The 21,549-nt window shown below is 38.1% G+C and carries 20 protein-coding genes and 1 riboswitch; of the genes, 13 read left to right on the forward strand and 7 right to left on the reverse strand.

The genetic code is table 11. The features are described 5' to 3' along the window. Positions 1–27 precede the first annotated feature (27 nt). Complete coding sequence (locus AB3G38_RS00215) at positions 28–672, forward strand: response regulator (RefSeq protein WP_367866486.1); 645 nt, start codon at positions 28–30, stop codon at positions 670–672. Positions 673–675: 3 nt separating this feature from the next. Here AB3G38_RS00215 and AB3G38_RS00220 read toward each other — a convergent pair whose 3' ends face one another. Beyond that, entirely contained in the window at positions 676–1,383 is a 708-nt protein-coding gene (locus AB3G38_RS00220) for an HlyD family secretion protein (protein ID WP_367866487.1), read from the reverse strand. A gap of 275 nt (positions 1,384–1,658) precedes the next feature. On the opposite strand from AB3G38_RS00220, the gene AB3G38_RS00225 reads away from it, so the two are divergent. The 8 genes from AB3G38_RS00225 (at position 1,659) to rplT (ending at position 8,115) form a co-directional block, all read left to right on the forward strand. After that, on the forward strand, positions 1,659–2,396 hold the full coding sequence (locus tag AB3G38_RS00225) for a LytR/AlgR family response regulator transcription factor (protein WP_367866488.1): 738 nt from the start codon (positions 1,659–1,661) through the stop codon (positions 2,394–2,396). A 174-nt stretch (positions 2,397–2,570) separates the two neighbouring features. Next, positions 2,571–3,266 (forward strand): ribose-5-phosphate isomerase RpiA, encoded by a 696-nt coding sequence (gene rpiA, locus AB3G38_RS00230; RefSeq protein ID WP_367866489.1) that lies wholly within the window; start codon positions 2,571–2,573, stop codon positions 3,264–3,266. Continuing rightward, positions 3,253–3,801, forward strand: a complete 549-nt coding sequence (locus AB3G38_RS00235; protein WP_367866490.1) for a GNAT family N-acetyltransferase — start codon at positions 3,253–3,255, stop codon at positions 3,799–3,801. The genes rpiA and AB3G38_RS00235 overlap by 14 nt, the downstream gene beginning before the upstream one ends. An 82-nt stretch (positions 3,802–3,883) precedes the next feature. After that, positions 3,884–4,822 carry a LysR family transcriptional regulator gene (locus tag AB3G38_RS00240; RefSeq protein WP_367866491.1) on the forward strand — a complete coding sequence of 313 codons (939 nt, stop codon included), beginning with the start codon at positions 3,884–3,886 and terminating at the stop codon, positions 4,820–4,822. 136 nt (positions 4,823–4,958) lie between these two features. Continuing rightward, positions 4,959–6,884, forward strand: a complete 1,926-nt coding sequence (gene thrS / locus AB3G38_RS00245) for a threonine--tRNA ligase (protein ID WP_367866492.1) — start codon at positions 4,959–4,961, stop codon at positions 6,882–6,884. A 13-nt stretch (positions 6,885–6,897) separates the two neighbouring features. Beyond that, complete coding sequence (gene infC, locus AB3G38_RS00250) at positions 6,898–7,467, forward strand: translation initiation factor IF-3 (protein ID WP_051759761.1); 570 nt, start codon at positions 6,898–6,900, stop codon at positions 7,465–7,467. A gap of 26 nt (positions 7,468–7,493) precedes the next feature. Beyond that, positions 7,494–7,694 carry a 50S ribosomal protein L35 gene (gene rpmI, locus AB3G38_RS00255; protein WP_041887185.1) on the forward strand — a complete coding sequence of 67 codons (201 nt, stop codon included), beginning with the start codon at positions 7,494–7,496 and terminating at the stop codon, positions 7,692–7,694. A 76-nt stretch (positions 7,695–7,770) separates the two neighbouring features. Next, positions 7,771–8,115: a 50S ribosomal protein L20 gene (rplT, locus tag AB3G38_RS00260; RefSeq protein WP_068400926.1), complete on the forward strand. Its 345-nt coding sequence runs from the start codon at positions 7,771–7,773 to the stop codon at positions 8,113–8,115. 153 nt (positions 8,116–8,268) lie between these two features. On the opposite strand, the gene AB3G38_RS00265 is transcribed toward rplT, so the two are convergent. From AB3G38_RS00265 to AB3G38_RS00280, 4 genes are all read right to left on the reverse strand, one after another. Next, a complete protein-coding gene (locus tag AB3G38_RS00265; RefSeq protein WP_367866493.1) occupies positions 8,269–9,804 on the reverse strand; it encodes an IS1182 family transposase in 1,536 nt (511 codons plus the stop codon). A gap of 171 nt (positions 9,805–9,975) precedes the next feature. Then, positions 9,976–11,112 (reverse strand): hypothetical protein, encoded by a 1,137-nt coding sequence (locus AB3G38_RS00270; protein WP_367866494.1) that lies wholly within the window; start codon positions 11,110–11,112, stop codon positions 9,976–9,978. 200 nt (positions 11,113–11,312) lie between these two features. Continuing rightward, positions 11,313–11,723, reverse strand: coding sequence for a hypothetical protein (locus tag AB3G38_RS00275; RefSeq protein ID WP_367866495.1), 411 nt, complete (start codon positions 11,721–11,723; stop codon positions 11,313–11,315). A 150-nt stretch (positions 11,724–11,873) separates the two neighbouring features. Then, entirely contained in the window at positions 11,874–12,650 is a 777-nt protein-coding gene (locus tag AB3G38_RS00280; RefSeq protein ID WP_367866496.1) for an XRE family transcriptional regulator, read from the reverse strand. 134 nt (positions 12,651–12,784) lie between these two features. On the opposite strand from AB3G38_RS00280, the gene AB3G38_RS00285 reads away from it, so the two are divergent. After that, a complete protein-coding gene (locus AB3G38_RS00285; protein ID WP_068400917.1) occupies positions 12,785–13,135 on the forward strand; it encodes a GIY-YIG nuclease family protein in 351 nt (116 codons plus the stop codon). A 57-nt stretch (positions 13,136–13,192) separates the two neighbouring features. After that, entirely contained in the window at positions 13,193–13,648 is a 456-nt protein-coding gene (locus tag AB3G38_RS00290) for an ORF6N domain-containing protein (protein WP_367866497.1), read from the forward strand. 41 nt (positions 13,649–13,689) lie between these two features. Here the strand turns inward: AB3G38_RS00290 and AB3G38_RS00295 are convergent, their stop codons facing one another. Further along, positions 13,690–16,170, reverse strand: a complete 2,481-nt coding sequence (locus AB3G38_RS00295; protein WP_367866498.1) for a transglycosylase domain-containing protein — start codon at positions 16,168–16,170, stop codon at positions 13,690–13,692. A 254-nt stretch (positions 16,171–16,424) separates the two neighbouring features. On the opposite strand from AB3G38_RS00295, the gene AB3G38_RS00300 reads away from it, so the two are divergent. Further along, positions 16,425–17,306, forward strand: coding sequence for a polyphosphate kinase 2 family protein (locus AB3G38_RS00300; RefSeq protein WP_367866499.1), 882 nt, complete (start codon positions 16,425–16,427; stop codon positions 17,304–17,306). A 77-nt stretch (positions 17,307–17,383) separates the two neighbouring features. On the opposite strand, the gene AB3G38_RS00305 is transcribed toward AB3G38_RS00300, so the two are convergent. Continuing rightward, complete coding sequence (locus tag AB3G38_RS00305; protein WP_367866500.1) at positions 17,384–19,018, reverse strand: hypothetical protein; 1,635 nt, start codon at positions 19,016–19,018, stop codon at positions 17,384–17,386. A 197-nt stretch (positions 19,019–19,215) separates the two neighbouring features. Next, positions 19,216–19,408: riboswitch (cobalamin riboswitch) on the forward strand. 94 nt (positions 19,409–19,502) lie between these two features. Here AB3G38_RS00305 and AB3G38_RS00310 point away from each other — a divergent pair. Then, positions 19,503–21,542, forward strand: a complete 2,040-nt coding sequence (locus tag AB3G38_RS00310; protein WP_367866501.1) for a TonB-dependent receptor plug domain-containing protein — start codon at positions 19,503–19,505, stop codon at positions 21,540–21,542. Positions 21,543–21,549: the final 7 nt, after the last annotated feature.

Genomic DNA, 21,549 nt, shown 5'->3' on the forward strand with positions numbered 1-21,549 from the left:
GGATTATAAGAAAACTAAAGAATATTTATGTTAAGCCTGATATTAGCCGAAGATCATAATATTGTACGCAACGGAATTCGTATGCTACTGGAAGCTGATAAAGAAATTAGTATTGCCGGGGAAGCTACAAATGGTTTGGAAGTACTGGAGATCATCAGCAGCGGGGTTAAAGTGGACATTGTACTGGCAGATATTAATATGCCCGAAATGGACGGAATAGCCCTGATTAAAGAACTGAAATTGAAAAGTCCGGCTACGCAGATTGTGATGCTTTCTATGCTGGATAATGATAAATATGTTTCTCAGGCTTTTTCTGAAGGCGCATCTGGTTATCTGCTTAAAAGTGTAAGTGCGGATGAACTTATATTTTCTTTGAAACATGTGAATGCCGGAGGGCAGTATTTATGTGCTGAGCTGGCCATGCGTTTATTGAATAAATCCATTTCTACGGTGCCACTGAACCGGATCAATGATCATGTAGAGTATTCTATGCGGGAAATTGAAATTCTGGAATTGATTGCCGAAGGATTGACAAATAATGAAATGTCTGCCAAACTGTTTATCAGCAAGCGTACTATAGAGGGGCACAGACAAAGCCTCATTGAAAAAACCGGCGCAAAAAATACGGCTGCGCTGATCAGATATGCTGTATTAAGCGGAATTATTCAATAGCTTTTATAAAAAACTTAACAGTTTGTAAGCAAGTTTCTGTGTTTCAAAATTGACTTGGGCTTTTCCCTGCTGGTTAAAATAAAACATTCCTTTTGCTGAAAGATGCTGAACGTCTTTATGCTCAAGGCTGATCTGAAAAGGATATTTTCCTGAATCATCAGGAATTCCGGAAATGAATGAAATTGTTCCGGAAATACGGAAAACTTCCTCCTCTCTCGTTACAGTGATCATGACTTTACTTCCCGTTTTCAATCTGGAAATATTAAATTTATCGGCTACTGCTGTACAATAAACCTCGCCCTGACTTTTAATATCAGGCATAATATAAAACAGGGTGTCATTTTTACTTACATAAGTTTTGCTCCTGAACTCAATTTTATTGGGCAGGTAATAACCAGCTTCTTTAGCATAAACTGATGTTTCCTTTTGTGCGGATAAATCATAAATAGTGAATAGAAAAGTATTGAGGACAATCTCATCGTTCATGTCAAACACATCTTTTTTGATAATACCATTAAACGGGCTGATTACAGGTGTAATTTTGTGTTGTGTATGAAACTGTGCATTAAAAGATATACTGTCTTGATAAGGGATCATAAGGGCAGTAGTCACAATCAGCAGCAATGATACACCTGTGACCACTACATCCCGGTTGAAAAACCATTTCCATGGTTTAACAGCAGTACTACGATCTGTCTCTTTCAGTTTCATCAATTTGCCGTGTCGGTTAAGCCAGCCAGAAAATAAAACAAGCCAGGGAGCTAGACCTCGCCTGACTTGTTCTTTTCATAGGTAGAAAAGTTATATTCTAATCAAATTATTGATATAGTTCCGTATCCTGAAATAATTTGGGTTAAACTGAGTATTGGAATGGTGAAAGTAATTTTTAAGAGGGTTAAAAAAATATTAAATCGATTATTGATTCAGGAGTTTATATAGTACATTCATTTCTCTGAATACTACCAGTAATTAATTAAAATTAACCTATGAATATTACCTGCTACATTGTTGATGATGAATATCATGTGATCAGTACTTTAAGAGAGTATATTAGTGAAGTTCCTTATCTTGAATTGGTTGGATTTAACAGTAATCCTGAAAAAGGACTGACTGAGGTGAACAGGCTGGCTCCGGACCTGGTTTTTCTGGACATCAATATGCCGATGCTGGATGGAATGGATTTCTGCCAGCTGATTACTACCTCTACCAAGGTTGTTTTTGTAAGCGGTTACCGGGATTATGCTTTTGATGCATTTAGTCACAATGCTGTAGATTATCTATTGAAACCGGTTTCTCATAAAAGATTTATGCAAGCTATACATAAAGTGATCAGTTTTGTACCTATGCTGAGCGGTAAGCCGTCGGCTAAGAATCCGGCATCCGAAGTCTCTTACATCTATATTAAACACGGAGTAAAAGGAAGGCTGATCAAAATGGAATTTGATGATATTTATTATTTAGAATCAAATGATAATCAGGTAGTTTTTAACCTGGAAACTGAGCATTATATCGCCTATGTTCCTTTGAAAACTGTTCTTCCTCAACTACCGGAAACGAGCTTTCTGCGGATCCATAAATCCTTTGTAGTGAACCATAAAAAGATCAGCCACATTGAAGGAAATATGATCATTTTAAAGAATAAAACTATACTGCAACTGGGTAATACCTACAAAGATTCTTTCTTTAAATATGTTGGCTTAAGCGTATTAAAAACTAATAAATAAACATCAGATTTACCGGGTTAATCATTTATAATTAAGTTTATACCAGGAAACCTGGCCATTATGGCCGGGCTTTTCTGATTTGCGGCCTTCTGTTTTTTTTCCTAGTTTTAGCACCAGTTAAGGTCATTCCATTAGCAGATGAAATCTTAAAATTTCTCATTTAACCCTTATATTTTGGATAAGCAATCAATTGATAAAAAAGATCTTGAAAAACAGCGCGCAGCCAGGGCAGCAGTTAAATTTATTCAGCAAAATGATATCGTTGGATTAGGGACTGGTTCTACAGCTTTTTTTGCGATTCAGGAAATAGCCATTTTAGTGAAGAATGGACTGAAAATCAAAGGTGTACCTACTTCTGAGCATACAGCGGCACTAGCATTATCCTTAGGAATTGAATTACTGCCGATGGAAGAAGTTAAATCAATTGATATTACTATAGATGGAGCAGATGAATTTGATACGCAGTTAAATTTAATCAAAGGGGGCGGGGGTGCATTGTTCAGAGAGAAAATTGTGGCTTCCCTCACTAAAAATGAAATTATTATTGCAGACTCAGGTAAATTGGTAACGCAGCTGGGAAAATTCAAAGTTCCCATTGAAGTAGTGCCGCTTGCGCTTAATTATGTGCAGCAGCAGCTTCGTAAATTGAACGGTAAAGGAGAAGTCCGGATAAAAGATAACTCCCCGTTTATCACAGATAATCATAATATCATTGTAGATGCAGACTTTGGGCTGATCGGCGATCCTGCTGCGCTATCAGAAAACTTAAACAGGATAGAAGGAATTTTAGCACATGGCTTATTTGTGCAGCTCACCTCAAAGATTATTATGGGACAAGGAACTGAAACTATTATCTATGCTGGAAATTAACTTTGATCCCTTTCCAACTTTGGAATCGGAGCGTTTAGTACTCAGAAAAATTACACCTGCCGACGTTGATGAAGTATTTGCCATCAGATCTGATGCGCAGACGATGAAATATATTCCCCGCCCGCTGGCAAAAACTAAAGATGATGCATTGGAGCATATCAATGTGGTTAATAAAGCTATTGAAGATAATGCCGGTATCAACTGGGGAATTTCATTTAAGGATGATCCTAAACTGTTAGGTATGATTTGCCTGATCAGAATGCAGCCAGAAAACTACCGGACAGAAACCGGATATATCCTCCATCCTGATTATCACCGGAAAGGGATTATCAGTGAAGCCTTTGATACGGTAATTGACTATGCCTTTAATGTGCTCAAATTTCACTCGCTTGAAGCCGTAATTGACCCGGATAACATTGCTTCTGAGCAATTATTGATCAAACATAAATTTGTGAAAGAAGGGCATTTCAAGGAAAATTGTTTTTATGAAGGCAAGTTTCTGGATGCAGTTATTTATTCAAGGATTAATCGATAAATGACTTAGCCACAATCCCCTGCAAAACCCAATCACCAAGCTTAATGCTGTTTCTTTTATTATTATGATGTAAATTGTATATTTGTATCATAATTATGATACTATGGTCAATCTGGAATGGTACCGCACATTTAAAGCTATTTATGAAACTGGCACTTTGACCGGGGCAGCAGAAGCGCTTTTCGTTTCTCAGCCGGGGGTAAGTTTACATCTGAGTTCTTTAGAATCTTATGTGGGCTATAAACTTTTTGACAGAACATCCAGAAAGATGGTCCCTACAGAAAGGGGTAAAGTAATGTATAACTTTGTACTGGAAGCTTTATTGAAATTAGAAGAAGCCGAAAAACACTTCCACCGGAGTACTGAAAAGGAGAAACCGACCCTAAGTTTAGGGATGTGTTTTGAAACCTTTCAGCTGATGCTTGAACCTTATTTGTCAGGTTTACCTTTTAATGTAATTGTTAAATTCGGGGATTATCCGCAAATGCTGAACGATCTGGACAATGGGATTCTCGATCTGGTCATTACCCCGCATATGGATAATACCATGAAAAATATCGCCTATAAGCCATTTTCAAAAGAACGGATTGTACTGGTTGGGGGATCGAAAAATGACCTGACAGATTTTGACCTGATGCTTCAGGACGGAAACCTGAAAGGCATGCGGGAATGGCTGAAACATCAGATCTGGTATGGGACTTCTGGCGATATGGAACATCTGATGAGATTCTGGCATTTCAATTTTAATCAAAGACTGGATTTTAAACCTAATTATATTGTTCCTAATATGAGCTCTATTGTGCGCTGTATTAAAGGAATGGAAGGATTTGCAGTGGTCCCGGACTTTTTGTGCCGTCATGAAATATTGAATGGCAACGTTAAATTAGTATGGGAGGGCAGTAAAGTCATGGAAAACACGCTGCATTTCGCCATGCGGAAAAAAACAATTTATGCTGCGGAAATTAAAATGATCCAGGATATTTTTGAAAGGGAGATGGTACCGCTGGAAAATGAAAAATGAACAGGGACATTTGCCTCATTTTTGAATTTATTTCCCGAATTGCAGCATAAAAACTTACCTTTGTGTCCAAGAAATCACCTTGTAAGTGATTCGGCACCATTAATTCATTAAATTCACATATAAATCATAGTTGTAGATGATTAACATTACACTTCCGGATGGCTCAGTACGTCCATATGAAAAGGGAACAAGTGCCCACCAGATTGCTTTATCAATATCTGAAGGTCTTGCCCGTAACGTTTTAGCAGCCGAAGTTAACGGCGAAGTCTGGGATTCTTCCAGACCTATTGAAAAAGATTCAGCAGTTAAATTATTAACCTGGAATGATACCGCTGGTAAAGCTACCTTCTGGCACTCTTCTGCCCACATTATGGCCGAAGCACTGGAAGCGTTATATCCGGGTACTAAATTCGGTATCGGCCCTGCTATCGAAACCGGCTTCTATTATGATGTTGATTTTGGAGATCAGGAATTTTCTTCAGATCACTTTAAAGCGATAGAAACCAAATTCATGGAACTGGCCAAACAAAAAGAAGTTTTTGTAAGGGAAAATGTTTCCAAAGCAGATGCAATTGCCTATTTCACTGAAAAAGGTGATGAGTATAAATTAGACCTTATACAGGGACTGGAAGATGGTAAAATCACTTTTTATAAACAAGGTGAATTTACTGATTTATGCCGTGGCCCGCATCTTCCGAATACAGGATTTATCAAGGCTGTAAAGTTAACAAACGTTGCTGGTGCGTACTGGAGAGGTGATGAAACTAAAAAACAGTTAACCCGTATTTATGGGGTTACTTTCCCTAAAGCAAGTGAATTAACAGAATACCTGTTGATGATCGAGGAAGCTAAAAAACGCGACCACAGGAAATTAGGAAAAGAACTTGAATTATTTGCTTTCTCTGAAAAAGTAGGGATGGGCTTGCCATTATGGTTGCCTAAAGGAGCTGCTTTGCGCGAACGTTTAGTGAACTTCTTAACTAAAGCACAGGGAAAAGCAGGATACGAACAAGTAATTACTCCGCATATTGGTCATAAAAACCTGTATGTAACTTCAGGTCACTGGGATAAATATGGAGCTGACTCTTTTCAGGGGATAAAAACACCTCAGGAAGGGGAGGAGTTCATGTTAAAACCAATGAACTGCCCGCATCACTGTGAAATATACAAAGTTAAACCACGGTCTTATAAGGATCTTCCATTGCGTTTAGCTGAATTCGGTACTGTTTACCGTTACGAGCAAAGCGGTGAGTTACACGGCTTAACAAGGGTTCGTGGGTTTACTCAGGATGATGCGCACTTATTCTGTCGTCCAGACCAGGTGAAAGACGAATTCATGAAGGTGATTGACCTGGTATTGTATGTATTTAAATCTTTAGGATTTGAAAATTACACTGCGCAGATTTCCTTAAGGGATCCGGAAAATAAGTCGAAATATATTGGTACTGATGAAAACTGGAAACTGGCTGAAGATGCAATTATCGAAGCTTCGGCAGAGAAAGGTTTGAATACAGTAATCGAATATGGTGAGGCTGCATTCTACGGTCCGAAACTGGATTTCATGGTGAAAGATGCTTTAGGTAGAAAATGGCAGTTGGGAACTATACAGGTAGATTATAATTTACCGGAAAGATTTGAACTGGAATATACTGGCAGCGACAACCTGAAACACAGACCGGTGATGATCCATCGTGCTCCATTCGGTTCCCTGGAACGTTTTATAGCCGTTTTGATTGAACATTGTGCAGGGAATTTCCCATTATGGCTTTCTCCTGAGCAATTTATAATCCTTCCTATTTCAGAAAAGTATGAAGAATATGCCAAAAAAGTTTCAGATGAACTAAATAATTCCGATATTCGCGGTTTGATTGACTTTCGCGATGAGAAAATCGGAAGGAAAATCAGGGACGCAGAGGTGAAAAAAACTCCTTATATGCTGATTATCGGGGAAAAGGAAATGGCAGAAGGAAAATTATCAGTAAGGAAGCACGGAGAAGGAGATTTAGGAGAAATGACTATCCAGGCGTTCAGCGAATTATTAATTAAAGAAATAACAGTTTAAACAGTATATAAATTTGGCATTAGGCAGACCAGGATTTAATAGGGGACCACGTCCTCCTTTTAAGAAAAAAGAAGCAGAACATAATATTAATCAGTTTATCAGAGCCCAGGAGGTTAGATTAGCTGGCGATAATGTTGAACCGGGGATTTATCCTTTGGCAAAAGCTTTAGCCCTTGCCGATGAACTGGAGTTGGATCTGGTAGAAATATCACCAAACGCAGTTCCACCGGTTTGTAGAATAATCGATTACAGCAAGTTTGTTTACGAACAAAAGAAAAAGCAGAAAGAGATTAAGGCGAATGCTAAACAAACCATTATTAAGGAGATCCGTTTTGGACCTAACACTAATGATCATGATTTTCAGTTCAAACTGAAACATGCAGTTAGTTTCCTTGAGAATGGAGAGAAAGTCAGAGCATATGTGCATTTCAAAGGTAGAGCGATCGTTTACAAAGAGCAGGGAGAGATCTTATTGCTTAAGTTCGCACAAGCTTTGGAAGATATAGGAAAGGTTGAACTTTTACCTAAGTTAGAAGGTAAACGTATGTTCCTTACCCTTGCTCCAAAAGTTGCAAAAAAATAAATAAATTACATAAATAAGAACAGGTTATGCCAAAAATGAAAACCAATTCCAGTGCTAAAAAGCGTTTTTCGCTTACTGGAACCGGTAAAATCGCAAGAAAAAACGCATACAAAAGTCACATTTTAACAAAAATGTCTACTAAACGTAAGCGTAATTTGGGTCACACCTCAATGGTGTCAGCTGCTGATATGGGCAACGTTAAGCGTATGCTTGCTATCGGTAAATAATTAGAATTTTAAACCAGGTACCCGGTAGTAAGTTTGCTGAAATACGCAACACCGTTTATCAAAAAACAACAACACTATGCCACGTTCGGTAAACGCAGTAGCTTCGAGAAGAAGACGGAAAAAAGTCCTTAATATGGCCAAAGGCTATTGGGGATCAAGAAGTAAAGTATTCACTGTAGCAAAAAATACGGTTGAGAAAGGTTTGCAATATGCATACCGTGACCGTAAAGTTAAGAAAAGAGAATTCCGCGGTTTGTGGATTCAACGTATTAACGCTGGTGCGCGTCAGTATGGAATTTCTTACTCTCAGTTCATTGGTAAATTAGCGGCTAAAAACATTGGTTTAAACCGTAAGGTTTTAGCTGACTTAGCTATGAATCATCCAGAAGCTTTCAAAGCAGTAATTGATACAGTTAAATAGAAATATATAACATCAACGAAAAAAGAGGTTGTATCATTGATAAAAAGATGATCAATCTCTTTTTTTTGTGTTCAGTATTTTATAGCTGCATGATTTTGGATTTTTGTGTTTCCTAATGGTTATTTCGGTAAGAAACAGCAAAAAGAGCCTTTTTTAGGCTGCTTTTTTCCTTAAGTTCTGTGCGATAGCTAATAATCCCCATTCTATCTCCACTTTGTCTTTTCCTCGGAGCATGAAGCGACGGAACCCATGGTTTTGTTTAATATTTGCGAAGACCGGCTCAACATCGAAGCATCGCTTTTTTCGATGTCTTATTCCTTCTTCAGTATTTAATAGTTCATGTGCCTTTTGTTTTAACCTTTTCAGGTTAACATTGATCTCCATGATGCGGTTGGTTTTTGATTTATGGCAAATACCGTTTAAAGGACAATTACTACAGTTTTTAGCCTGGTAGCGTCTGTAGATCTGTTTGAATCCGGTTGTGGTTTTTTTAATGGTGTCACCGATATAATGCATCTGCTGTCCCATTGGGCATATATACACGTCCAGCTGGTCATTGTAAAACAACTTATCAGCAGCAAATGGGTGTTTTTTGCTATACATATCATTTTGCCCCTTGTCAAACAGATTGTATTTCACATAGGCTTCCATTTGTTTTCCTTCAAGCAACGTATAGTTCTCTTCTGAGCCGTATCCTGCATCTGCAGTAAGGGTTTTTGGCACTTTGCCAAAGCTACTTTCATATTGTTCCAAATGAGTTTTTAAAGTGGTGGTATCTGTTGGATTTGGGTGGATGGTGTAATTGACAATGAACTGGTTAGAAGTAGAGATCTGAACATTATAGGCCGGTTTGAGCTGGCCGTTTAGCATATGATCCTCCTTCATTCTCATAAATGTAGCATCAGTATCGGTTTTGCTATAGCTGTTTCTTTCTCCAAGAATAACCTCCTGCTGCTCATATTTATCCATATTTACAGGAAAGTGCTGGTTAATGTATCTGAGCTTTGCTTTTACCTTTTTATCAACCTGATCATTGTCTGCCAGAACCTTATTGAGCTTTTCAACAGTCGCCCTGACACTTTCCTTATTAATCGTGGTCGCAGTGGGTGGCTCAGGCATCAGGTCCTCATCGGCTGCAACACTTTGTGCATAATTCCAGATTTCGTCTAATTGCTTTTTCATCTTTTCTTTGTTGGTCTGGATCGATTTCTTCCAGACAAAAGTATACTTATTGGCATTGGCTTCAATCTTGGTCCCATCGGTATAAACCTGGTCAATACTCAGCAGCTCTTCTTTAGCCAACAGCTTAACAACTTCTTCAAAGACACTCCGGAGTGCGTGTTTAAGACGTACCCCACGAAAGCGGTTGATGGTATTGTGGTCAGGCTTATTCATTGCACTCAACCACATAAAAGGAACCCTTTCCCTGCAGGCTTCAGCCAATTTTCGACTGGAATAAATATTGGTCACATAGCCGTAAACCAAAACTTTTAAAAGCAGAAGCGGATGATAATTAGAGCCGCCCCGTACATGATAGGCTTTCAGAAGTGGTTCAACATTGATTGCATTGATCACATCATTGACGATTCTTACGGTGTGGTCTGCAGGTATAAGGTCGTCAAGATTAGGCGGGAGCGCCATGAGCTGGTCCTGGTGATAGGGCCTGAAAATAGGTTTTCTTACTGCCATTTTTTACTAATTATAATCACTTAAATATATGAAAATCAAGTGCTTAAATCAAATGAAAATAGGAAAATATTACTCTAAATTACTTAAGATCAGTAAGAAATAAATTCTTTAAAACAAAAAAAAGCCTGTAATCATGATTTATGATACAGGCTCTTTTTTTTGTCTTAAATTTTATATCCCGCTTCCTATCGTACAAGGATCTACAGTCTGGTTAATTGGTTGTGAACTCTCTTTTGTAACTGTCTGCCAGGCTATCAGCTGCAATTGGGTCGCTACTGAACTCGGTATGCCTAAGCTGCTGGCAGCTTTTTCCTGTGCACCCAGAGTGCGTGCATCAATTCCTGTAATCTGCTGAAACAGCACCAGGCCACTCAGGTAAGCGCCATAAGTATTAGGGTGATGGTAGTCAGGTTTACTGATTTGAGGATCATTCACCTTGTTCATGCCGTACCATAAAATTGGCAGGTTTGAATTAGCCAGATAAGGATCTGCATTGGCTATTTTTGCTGCCCATGCATTTACCCATGCCTCACCAACAGGAGCAACACCAGCAATGTTTCCATCATGACTGGCGGCGCTGTAATAAGCGTTGTGATTCGCATTGGCCAGCGTCATCAGGTTGGCAGCATAATTTGCACTGAAGCCTGAAGCATCCGGATTTCCTCCGCTCATTGTTTCAGCCAGATCTGCCGATGGCCATGGTTCATAGAGATAAACTTTTGCTGCTGATGAAGCAGTATGCACAGCTTTTTCGATGGTTTGTACACTCGAACAGAAGTTAGCCGGATTACTGATATTACTATTGGTCAGTGCATAGGGAATAGGTTTTACACTGATTTCCTGTAATACAACAGCATTCCATTTGGCTTGTGCAATCACTTCAGGAGCAGCAGCATAATTTTTTGCCAGACTGGTTGCTGAAATGGCTTCGATATGGACATCGTAGTTTAAGCCTGATTCGTAAGCAAATTCGGCAAAGATCCCGGGAATACCTCCCCATGGGCCAGCTTCCAGTTCTTGTCTTGCACCGGTCTGGCCAAAGTTTTCATCAAAAACAAGCGTTGAACCACTGGTCTGATTTGCGAGCCCTCCCGAATTGTATTGACGTACCGGGGCGTATCTGCCGTGCGTAAAGCTGTCTCCTACAAACAGAATTCTCTGCAGATTGGTGTTCCTGGATATTGAACCGGATGCTGTGCCGGGTTGCATAACAGTATTACTGTCCTTGGTACAGCTATAAGTTAATGCGGAGATACTAACCAGCATTCCTGTCATTAAGATGTGGCACTTTTTGTTTTGAGTTTTCATGATAATGTGCTGAATTGATAAAGCTATTTTAGCTATATATTCCACAAATGAACAATACATTAGCTTCAGTATTGCAAAAACTCCTGACAATTGAAACAAGGATGACAAGTGGATTAAATTGACATTAACCATCATAAAAATAAAAGCCCCCAAATCTTATAAAGTTCTGGAGGCTTGTATAACAGGTGTGATCCTATATTTTATTCTTGTACTTTAGCTGCAGGTTCAGCCCCTTTGTGATGGTCTTTTTTGTCTTGCATTCTGGCTTTCTTTGCTGTACGTAAATCTTCCAGTTTTTTCTTCTGATCAGGAGTTAAAACCTGGTCAATCTTAGTATCTGTTTCTTTTTTAGAAGCAATGTGCTGATCTCTCTTCGCCTTTCTGTCTGCACTGGTTTGTTTATGCCATGCTTCAGTTTGCTTGTACTTATCAAGTTCTACTGCATAAATCTTTTGTTTCTGATCGGCAGTCAGTGTGAGTTCTTTCTCCAGTTTAGCAGTACTTTTCTCTGCTCTTTGTTCCGGGGTCATTTTCTGCTTACCAGTACTTTGCGCAAACGTGGCAGTTAATCCAGCGAATGCTATGGCTAATGTTAAAACGATTGTTTTCATAAGGGTATACTTGTTTTTTAGCGGTGATGAAGCTATCATGTGCTACCTGATTTTGTTCATTTCGGTTTGTGTTGTGCTGCACATGATGGTTTCATTTGTATGTAGTTTTAAAGCATAGAGTGAAAAACAGGGAAAGGGTTTAAAAGCAATTTAGTTTTTATTCATTTGTGAAATTGATTTCTGCATCTGCGACATCATATTAGTCAGGGTCTCCATCGTTGGTTCAGGTGTTGCATCAGGCAGCGTTGAGCTGATATAAGCCTTTGCTTTCCAGATCTCCAGGATATCTTCAGCAGGAACATGATAAGGGTCGTAAAGCTTGTTGTCAGAAACCAGTTTCAATTCTTTGTTCTCTTTGAAACGGTTTCCTGCACGTTTATAGACAACACCTTCATTTTTACTAACAATCACATACGTTTCTCCGGTTTTTACATCATTCCAGTTATCCATGTATTCGCCAATGATAATACTGCCCGGTTGAATGGGCAGCATAGAATCTCCGACAATTTCAAATGCCCTGAAAGTACCTTGCTTTAAAGAGGGCAGGGGCAACTGGAATTTTGGAAGTTCTTTGATATATTCAGGATCAGAAAAGCCGTTAAGATACCCCGCACTGGCTTTTACAGGAACCATCTCGATGTTTTCATTATCGCTCTGATCTACAGAAATGCTCAGGATCCTTAAATTTGAACCCTGACTTTTTAATTTAGGCTTCCAGTTATCGTTGATGATTTCGTTGATAAACTCGTCCATTGTTAATTCATAGTGTTCTGCTATTTTTTTTAGCAAATCATATTTTGGTTCTGCACGGTCTTCTTCGTAAGCTCCAACCAATGATCTTTTAATTCCCATCAAATCAGCAAATTGCTGTTGTGTGTGGCCTTTTTTCTTTCTTAAGTATTTGAGATTTACGGAAATATTCGACATAAAATAAAAGATTAAAAATAATTTGTTTTTACTAAAATTGTTAGTATTATTGTACCAATAAAGTTAGTAATATTTATTCGCACTGCAAATATATATGCTAATTTAATTAGTGGTAATAATTTAAACTACAAGCAATGAGAAAATTTGTCTACATCGTGACCGATAGAAACCGTACTAGTTTACATGTTGGAATGAGCGCTGATTTAATTAAGACGCTTGATTTTTATAAAAAAATGCCAAGTCTGTTCTTCGACAGCGGCCAGCAGCTTACCCGTCTGGTTTATTTTGAAGAACTTAAAACTGAATCACAGGCGCTGAACCGTTTCAAGGTGATCAGCAGATTTACAAGGATGCAGAAGGAACGTCTGGTTCGTGCCTGTAATCCCGATTGGATTGATCTGACCATAGGTCTTGACTTTGAGCATATCACCATGAGCAGACCATTATCCACGCAGGTTAAAATACCATTGACTATTATGTCTTAACTCCAGTCTGTACGGACTGGACTGAAATATATTTGTGAAATAAATCAGCTAACCAATATGCAGCATAAAGATAGAAAAGAGGATGGGGTCACTGATGAAATGATCATGAACCATATCTATGTACTCAGAGGGCAGAAGGTGATGATTGATCTGGATTTAGCGAAACTTTACCGGTTAGGGACTAGTAAGATCAGAATTATCCTGGACCGGAATACCACTCGTTTTCCAGCAGATTTTATGTTTAGGGTGAGTGAGGAAGATGAACTTTCCTTAATCAGACAGGATAGCGGGATTAAACGAAATACTGGCTTAAGTGTGTCTCCAATTGCTTTTACGGAGCAGGGGCTAGCCATGTTATCCGGCTTACTGAACAGTAAACAGGCAATAGCGGTCAACATCAGGATCATTCGGATTTTCACGCTGATCAGACAAATAGTTCCTGATTTTCCTGAATTATACAGAGAGATGGAGCAGTTCAAAAATAGTCTGCTCAGCTCTGAGTCTGATAGTTAAAAAGCTCAGCAGGATATTTCCAACTGAGCTTTTTAACCAGGTTATTTGTTTTTACCCTCGTTCTTTTTCTTCTCTTCGTCTTTTTTCTTTTCCTCTTCTTTTTTCTTATCCTTCTCTTCCTGACGTTTCTTTCTTCTGAGTTCCCGTTCTTCTTTTCTGGTCAGTGGCACTGCTGCTGGTGCCAGTTGTTTTACAGGAGCTTCCGGAGTTTCGCTTTTTACTTCATCGGGCTTCTCCGCAGGTTTATCTCCTTCTGCAGGTACAGCTACGTGTAATGAATCTGTAGCTACGCTATCAGTTTTAGTGGTATCTACCGTATAAACCGGGGTAGGGCAGTTATAGTTTCTTGTAATTGGTACTGTAGCTTTCGGGAATGGCCCGTAAGTGTAACCTGTACTCTTATCATGGTAAACCTTTTCCATAAACTTAGCGAAAATAGGTAAAGCCGTACGTGATCCTTCACCAGTTTCACCATTCTTAAAGTGAGCTGAACGTTCATCACAACCAACCCAGACACCTGTTACCAGGTCTTTGGTAATTCCCATATACCAGGCATCTACATAATCTGAAGAGGTTCCTGTTTTACCACCAATCTGGTTATTTTGTTTCCAAAGATCCCATTCCCAAAGTGCTCTTGAAGTTCCTCCTGGTTCATCCATCCCACCTCTGAACATATAAAGCATCAACCATGCAATCTCTTCAGAAATTACTTTTTTGGTTTTAGCAACGAAATCTTCCAGTGAATTACCATCCTGATCCGTGATTCTTTCTACTAAAATCGGATCTGTTCTTACTCCTTTATTCAGGAATGTTCCATAAGCTCTCACCATTTCAAATACAGAAACATCATTAGGGCCTAAACTTACAGAAGGCACCGATTCCAGATGACTGTCAATACCACACTCATGCGCCCATTTAACTACATTTTCCCAGCCTACTTTTTCTGTTACCTGTGCAGTAATTGTATTGATCGAACGACCCATTGCAGCACGCAGGGAGGTTTCACGGTAACTGTTGTCCCAGCTGGCATTTCTAGGCTCCCAATATTCTGTTTTACCTTTTTCTTCGTATTTGATTTTAACAGGTTTGTCAATGAAAGTATCGCAAGGGCTCATACCGCTTTCAAAGGCAGCCAGGTAAGCGAATGGTTTGAAAGTTGAACCCGCCTGACGTTTGGATTGGTTTACGTGGTCATATTTAAAGAACTTATGATCTAAACCACCTACCCATACTTTAATCTTGCCATTGAAAGGATCCAGAGTCATCATCCCGGTATTCATGATTTTACCATAATAACGGATAGAATCCAGCGTAGAGAAAAGTGTATCACGGTCACCTTTATAGGTGAAGATTTTCATCTTTTTCTTCTTATTGAAATAAGCAGTTATAGAATCAGGGTTGTTTGGATATTTTTTCTCCAGCCTTGCATAAATCGGAAGATTCTTCATCGCCCGGCCAGGGTAATCTACTTTCTTCTTTTCAGAATCCTGCCATGGATCTTCATTTCCCCAAACACTGTAAAACCTGCGCTGAATAACTTTCATTTGTTCTGCTACAGCTTCCTCCGCATATTTTTGAAGTTTAGAGTCAATAGTAGTATATATTTTAAGACCATCTTCATAAAGATCATATCCGTTTTTATTACACCAGCTTTCCAGGTATTTAGCTACTGCGGCCCTCAGGTATGAATCACCGTCACTGCCTTCGTCTTCTCTGCCTTCTTTAAGTTTAACCGGTGTATTTTTATATTGTGTAAGTTCAGCAGCTGTGATATAGCCATACTTATTCATTTGTGATAAAGAAACGTTTCTTCTTTCTAACGCTCTTTCAGGATTTCTGATTGGGTTATAAGTAGTCGTTCCTTTCAGCATGCCCACTAACATGGCAGATTCAGGTACGCTTAGTGAATCTGTTTGTTTATCAAAATAAACTCTTGCTGCTGTTTTTATCCCGTAAGCATTATTTCCGAATGAAACTGTATTCAGGTACATGGTAATAATTTCATTCTTGGAATAGTTGCCTTCCAGTTTTACAGCTGTCATCCATTCTTTTAATTTGGAAACTATGGTTCTGATGACCGGGATATGCTTGATAAAGCCCTGTGATTTGTTATACCTGGTCCGGTACATGTTTTTTGCCAGCTGCTGGGTGATCGTACTTGCACCTCTTTTATCACCCGTGGCTGTAGAAAGCCCACTTGATAATAATGACCTGAAATCAATCCCCATATGTTTGTAGAAACGGACATCTTCTGTTGCGACCAGTGCATGGATCACACTTGGTGAGATCTGTTTGAAAATAACAGGGGTACGGTTTTCTTTATAATATCTTCCTATTAGCTTCCCATCTGAAGTGTAAAGTTCTGAACCCACACTTTGAGTAGGTAATTTAATGTCCTTGTAGGAAGGAGAGTAGCCGAACAGCCACAGAAAATTCAGTTGAAGTGCACAGAAGAAAATGATGATACAGAAAATAAATACGGAGAAATAGCGCAGGTATTTATTATGGATCTCTTTAAACATATAGTATGGTCAAAAAATTAGTAAAACTTGTAAGCTTGCTGAGCCTATATCCAAATCAAACCTTTAAACGAAAGGGTTGGATTCTTAAGTATATATACTGGAAATATAGCTCAATTTAGAAGGCAAAGAAAGACAATTTAAACCAAATTCAGAATTTTATAAATAAGAAATAGATGCAGGCAGTATTTGATATGGCTTGATTTTTGGTAAATTCAAATCCCGTCTGTTCAGATGCGATTTAAATGATACTATCCATGAGTAAAGAAACCAGCCGCTTTTTAGCGCCCGCAGGTCAAAAAATAAAGTTAAAAGACTACAGTACCCATTATAATGGAGATTTGGGTAAGAAAGTTGGTAAGGCAACACTCGCCTCTATTAAGGAAAGATTAAGCAATCACCAGGAAACATTATATGCTGAAAATTCACATTCTGTACTGATTATTTTTCAGGCGATGGATGCCGCAGGAAAGGATAGTGCAATTTCACATGTGATGTCTGGTTTAAATCCACAAGGTTGCCAGGTATTTAGTTTTAAAACCCCAAATTCCAATGAGTATGCGCATGATTTTTTATGGAGACATTATCTTGCGCTGCCCCAGAGAGGAAGAATTGGTATCCATAACCGGTCACATTACGAAAATGTACTGGTTTGTAAGGTTCACCCTGAATATATATTAAATGAAAGAATTCCAGGATATGATGAGGTTAAAAAAGTGGACAAGAACTTTTGGAAAGCACGTTATGAAAGCATCCGTAATTTCGAGAAACAGCTTACTGAGAATGGTACGGTGATTCTTAAGTTCTTTCTTAATGTTTCGCAGGATGAACAAAAGGTGCGTTTTCTGGATCGGATAAATGATCCTTCAAAAAACTGGAAGTTCTCCTCTGCAGATATTGCTGAAAGAGCACTCTGGAAAGATTATATGGTGGCCTACGAAGATGCAATTACAGAAACATCCACTGAAAATGCTCCATGGTATATTATTCCTGCTGATAAAAAGTGGTTTGCCCGTTTGACCATCAGCCAGATCCTGGAAGAGACTTTCAAAGGAATGAAACTCAAATATCCTGTATTGCCGGAGGGAGAAATGGATAAATTAGAGGGATATAAGAAAAACTTAATGGGGGAAGGGTAAGGTTAAAAGTTTATAGAGCTATCGTAAGTCCCATTCATTAACAGATGGACTTACGATAGCTCAAGTTATGAATCAGATTATAATCCGATAATTGTGTATTGCGCTAAAGTTCTCGGATCGATATTCTCAATAGGCATACTATTAACCCAGGCTCTTATACCATAGGTATCAAGGACATAATCATCATGAATAGCATAAGCCAATTTCTTATTATTGCCAGCTTGGAATAGATAAGTAATTCTGCTATTAGGATCTGTAAATTTTTTCATTTCACCCTCCTTCAGACCAAGAAATTGTACATTGACAGTTTTACTCGATCCTAGATAAAATTCAGTTGGATTAGCAGTAATCTTCATTTTATAAAAATCCCCTCTATTTCCTTTAAATCTATTTGCGATCTCCATAAATTTTTGATTGTCACCAATTACGATAAAGCCATCCTGCTCAGGGCTTGTGGATTCAAACATGATCAAATCGCCAAATCGTGTTACTAAATACATACATACTAAAGCTAGCTGATTAGTTATTCGTATTTTTCTTATTTCTATTTTTGGTTCCTGGAAACTCCTAACATTCATTTGTCCTAAATGATGTTTTTGAAGACCTTGCTTGAAATTTTCTTCTAAAATATAATCTGTTATTGGGCTTAATCCATTATCATTTATGCCAATTAATTTATGAGTCGACAAGTCGTTTAAAGAAGCCATCCAACCTGATAAGTTAATATCTACATCTTCAACTTTTTTTGGCACTGTAAAACTTCCGAAAGTTTTTGAGCCTCCAACCGTTTTTACTGACATGGTAAAATCACTTATTTCCTTCGATATTGATGTAGAACCATTACTCTTTTTTCCGAAACCAAAATCTCCTGATATTTTACCTTCAGTATCTTTGCCAGCTTTAAATCCATAGGATGCATTAATGGAATTGTCCATATCAGTTTCTTTAGTCGCATCAGAAGTTGACTTTGCATACACACCGCTATAGACTGCATCCGTTTTTCCTCCGGTTAAAAAATCTGTTAAGATAAAATAGCCATAGGTGTCCACAAATTCTCCCATTGGATTATTATAAATTTCGTTTAAAAATGTTTTATCTAAATATTTTGCTGCAATCTGGCTCTTAACATTTGTTGTATTTAAAAAAGAATATGATACTCCTTTTATTTTTACTGACAACTCACCAAAAATTCTTTTATTTTCATTTACTACTACTGATGAAAAAACTTCATCCATGCTACGTTTGGCGCCAATTGAAAATAGTCCTAAATTAAGGTTGAAACCGCCGCTTATTTTCTTAGTATAGTTACTTTTACTCTCATATCTGTCAAAAGAAGTGTAAGAGAAACTATTAGCTATACCAGTTCCTATGTCTTTTGGTAGGTAGTATCCTGGATTTTCATTTAAAAATTTCTCAATATCTATTACTTTAAATCTTACACTTTCAGCATTCCCATCTAAATTAGTATTCAATAAATAAGATCGGCCTAAATAATATCTTAAATCCAAAATCTCATCCGGTATAGAATTAACTGAGATTTTGCCATTTTTTTCATTTTTCTTATTTGTTAAAACAAGAGGAGAGTTTGGATCTCTGTCCTGTAACAGAATATCTTTTGAATCTCCATTTATTTCAATGGACTGATGATCCTGATTTTTTTTACATGAAGAGACCATTAATAAAATAAGAATTAGGTAAATGTTATTTTTCATTGTTTTTAATTTAATTATAATTATGATTTATAGGGTGTAATGATAAGAAATATTTATTAATAAAATAATAATTTTTATTTTTATTAAAAATTATTATTTTTTTGATAAACTTCCATTAAAAGAAAAGTTGGGTATCAATATTTTACGTAGTTATTTAGAATTATATAGTTTCTTTAATTCTATGTCGCTTATTTTAATAACTTTGTATTGCTTTTGGTTCCTGATCTCAACAATCAGGATTAAAAGGGAATATGGTGTAAATCCATAACTGTCCCGCAGCTGTAAGCTCCTTAACGGAATCCATATCCAGCCACTCGTGTTTAAAACCATGGGGAAGGCATGAATCTCCGGGAGTAAGTCAGAAGACCTGCCTCCAGCCTTATAATTTCATAGCTTTCGGGGATTGAAGCTAGGGGTGAATGCTTTTTATTGACGTAATCATTTCCTTAATCTGCTGTTTGCTGTGGGTAACCCTCACAACAAAATGACTAAAAGAAAATTTGCCTTAGATGGCATCTGTAATTCTTTTTTCGGCTTTTCTGCTATAGTATGGCTTGGGGTTTTTGTGCCTTATAATTCTTCTGCGCAAACCGATTCTGTTAAAAAAGCGAATGACCTGAAAGAAGTTTTTATTCGTGCTATAAAACTTGGCAAACGCCAGCTTTCCGCTTCTCCATTACAAATCTTGTCTGGTAAAGATCTTGAAAGATTAAACAGTTTATCTGTTGCAGATGCAATCCGGTTTTTCTCCGGTGTACAATTGAAAGATTATGGAGGGATAGGAGGCTTAAAGACGATTAATGTCAGAAGTATGGGGACTAACCATACTGCTGTATTTTATGATGGTGTGCAATTAGGAAATGCACAAAACGGACAAGTCGATCTGGGCAAATTCTCCTTAGATAATATTGAAGAAATAGAACTTTATAATGGGCAAAAGAGTACCATTTTCCAATCCGCAAGAGGTTTCGCCTCCGGAAGTTCTTTATACCTGAATGCTAAACAACCTGAGTTTGAAAATGGACAGACCGATCATCTCAAAGCTTCTGTTAAAGGGGGATCATTCGGGCTGATTAATCCTAGTGTGTTATGGCAGCATAAAATCAGTGATGCAGTTTCGGCCTCTTTGAGTACAGAATATAAAAATGCCAATGGCCGCTATAAGTTCAGGTATACCAATGGGGTTTATGACAGCACATTTGTAAGAAAAAACGCAGATATAGAAACGATGCGTGTGGAGGCCGGATTGAATGGTAAATTACAGGATAGTAGTGTCTGGGCAGCTAAAGTTTATTATTATAAAGATCATCAGGGACTGCCTGGTGCAATTGTGAGCAATAGGTATGACTTTACCCAACGCTTATGGAATGAGAACTTTTTTGTACAATCCAGCTATAAAAAAGAAAAGGGAAGATATAACCTGATGGCCTCAGCAAAATATGCGCAGGACTATGTGCGGTATCTGGATCCTGATTTTGTCAAAGACGATGGATTCCTGGACAATAGATTCAAACAACGGGAGCTTTATTTATCGCTGACCAACCGCTATAAAATCAATTCATTCTGGGACGTTGTTTTATCAGGTGATTATCAGTATAACACGCTGGATGCAAATCTCGACTACTTTGCTTATCCCACCAGAAACACCTTTTTGACGGCACTGGCTACTCTAATCCATTTCGATAGAATAGATGTGCAGGCCAATTTACTCAGCACTTATGTAAATGATAAAGTAAAGCAGTTTTTCTCTGCCGGAAACAAAAATGAACTTACGCCTACAGTAATGGTTTCGTGGCAGCCATTTGACCACCTGAAGGAATTCCGTATACGTAGTTTTTACAAGAGCATTTTTCGTATGCCTACTTTTAACGATTTGTATTATACCTCTATTGGCAATACACTGCTCAAACCAGAGTATACGAAGCAATATGACCTGGGATTTACCTATATCAAAGTGTTTAAAGGCCATAGATTGCAACAAATATCAATTCAGACTGATGCTTACTATAATAGCGTAAAGAACAAAATTGTTGCTGTACCAAGCGCAAATCTGTTCCGCTGGAGCATGCAAAACTTAGGAAAAGTACAAATTAAAGGGTTGGATGTGAATATTCAGACGGCATGGGGCATCATGGCGGACCTTTCGTTAACTACCGGGTTAACTTATACCTATCAGCAAGCGCTGAACGTAACCAATAAAAACCTGAACTATAGAAATCAAATTGTATATACACCTGTAAATAGTGGTTCCTTCATTTTGGGGGCTGACTGGAAAAATCTGGCTATGAATTATAGTTATATCTATGTCGGTCAGCGGTTTAATCAGGGGGCTAATAATGTATATAATTATGTGCCAGCCTGGTATACACATGACATTGCCTTTCATTATACCAAAATGTTGAAGCACGATCGCTTCCGCCTTTCTGCTGAAGTAAACAACTTCCTGAATCAATATTACGATGTGATTGCCAATTTCCCGATGCCCGGCCGCTCTTACCGTTTCACTTTAGCTTACTCTTATTAAAATATAA

Origin of the sequence: Pedobacter sp. WC2423 (genome assembly GCF_040822065.1) — a bacterium.
Classification (GTDB): domain Bacteria; phylum Bacteroidota; class Bacteroidia; order Sphingobacteriales; family Sphingobacteriaceae; genus Pedobacter.

Coding starts and splice junctions, on each gene's coding strand:
- AB3G38_RS00215 (WP_367866486.1), top strand. CDS start 28: ATGTTAAGCCTGATATTAGCCGAAGATCATAATATTGTACGCAACGGA.
- AB3G38_RS00220 (WP_367866487.1), bottom strand. CDS start 1,383: ATGAAACTGAAAGAGACAGATCGTAGTACTGCTGTTAAACCATGGAAA.
- AB3G38_RS00225 (WP_367866488.1), top strand. CDS start 1,659: ATGAATATTACCTGCTACATTGTTGATGATGAATATCATGTGATCAGT.
- AB3G38_RS00235 (WP_367866490.1), top strand. CDS start 3,253: ATGCTGGAAATTAACTTTGATCCCTTTCCAACTTTGGAATCGGAGCGT.
- thrS (WP_367866492.1), top strand. CDS start 4,959: ATGATTAACATTACACTTCCGGATGGCTCAGTACGTCCATATGAAAAG.
- rpmI (WP_041887185.1), top strand. CDS start 7,494: ATGCCAAAAATGAAAACCAATTCCAGTGCTAAAAAGCGTTTTTCGCTT.
- rplT (WP_068400926.1), top strand. CDS start 7,771: ATGCCACGTTCGGTAAACGCAGTAGCTTCGAGAAGAAGACGGAAAAAA.
- AB3G38_RS00265 (WP_367866493.1), bottom strand. CDS start 9,804: ATGGCAGTAAGAAAACCTATTTTCAGGCCCTATCACCAGGACCAGCTC.
- AB3G38_RS00270 (WP_367866494.1), bottom strand. CDS start 11,112: ATGAAAACTCAAAACAAAAAGTGCCACATCTTAATGACAGGAATGCTG.
- AB3G38_RS00275 (WP_367866495.1), bottom strand. CDS start 11,723: ATGAAAACAATCGTTTTAACATTAGCCATAGCATTCGCTGGATTAACT.
- AB3G38_RS00280 (WP_367866496.1), bottom strand. CDS start 12,650: ATGTCGAATATTTCCGTAAATCTCAAATACTTAAGAAAGAAAAAAGGC.
- AB3G38_RS00285 (WP_068400917.1), top strand. CDS start 12,785: ATGAGAAAATTTGTCTACATCGTGACCGATAGAAACCGTACTAGTTTA.
- AB3G38_RS00290 (WP_367866497.1), top strand. CDS start 13,193: ATGCAGCATAAAGATAGAAAAGAGGATGGGGTCACTGATGAAATGATC.
- AB3G38_RS00295 (WP_367866498.1), bottom strand. CDS start 16,170: ATGTTTAAAGAGATCCATAATAAATACCTGCGCTATTTCTCCGTATTT.
- AB3G38_RS00300 (WP_367866499.1), top strand. CDS start 16,425: ATGAGTAAAGAAACCAGCCGCTTTTTAGCGCCCGCAGGTCAAAAAATA.
- AB3G38_RS00305 (WP_367866500.1), bottom strand. CDS start 19,018: ATGAAAAATAACATTTACCTAATTCTTATTTTATTAATGGTCTCTTCA.
- AB3G38_RS00310 (WP_367866501.1), top strand. CDS start 19,503: ATGACTAAAAGAAAATTTGCCTTAGATGGCATCTGTAATTCTTTTTTC.